Annotated in this window: 2 tRNA genes and 1 rRNA gene; all 3 read right to left on the bottom strand. The window is 52.8% G+C overall.

Annotated elements, in window-relative coordinates:
* Nucleotides 1–51 precede the first annotated feature (51 nt).
* A tRNA-Ala gene (locus GTP41_RS26835) sits at nucleotides 52–127 on the bottom strand.
* A 6-nt stretch (nucleotides 128–133) separates the two neighbouring features.
* Nucleotides 134–210, bottom strand: a tRNA-Ile gene (locus GTP41_RS26830).
* Nucleotides 211–276: 66 nt separating this feature from the next.
* Nucleotides 277–345 (bottom strand): 16S ribosomal RNA (locus GTP41_RS26825); the annotation flags it as partial.

Below are 345 nucleotides of genomic sequence, written 5' to 3'. Positions count from 1 at the left end.
TAAAGAACGGTACTACTTTTATGTCTGCGTTTGCGCACACATAAAAGCATTTGGTGGAGGATGACGGGATCGAACCGACGACCCCCTGCTTGCAAAGCAGGTGCTCTCCCAGCTGAGCTAATCCCCCGGGATTTGGTAGGGCTGGTTGGGCTCGAACCAACGACCCCCGCGTTATCAACACGGTGCTCTAACCAGCTGAGCTACAGCCCCAACATTGCTGTTCTTTTATACCAACAGCCGATAAGTGTGAACGTTTGAGTCTGATGCCGACTCTAGAAAGGAGGTGATCCAGCCGCACCTTCCGATACGGCTACCTTGTTACGACTTCACCCCAGTCACGAATCC

Source organism: Pseudoduganella guangdongensis, from assembly GCF_009857475.1.
Classification (GTDB): Bacteria; Pseudomonadota; Gammaproteobacteria; order Burkholderiales; family Burkholderiaceae_D; genus Rugamonas; species Rugamonas guangdongensis.
This window is presented reverse-complemented; position numbering and strand designations above follow the sequence as displayed.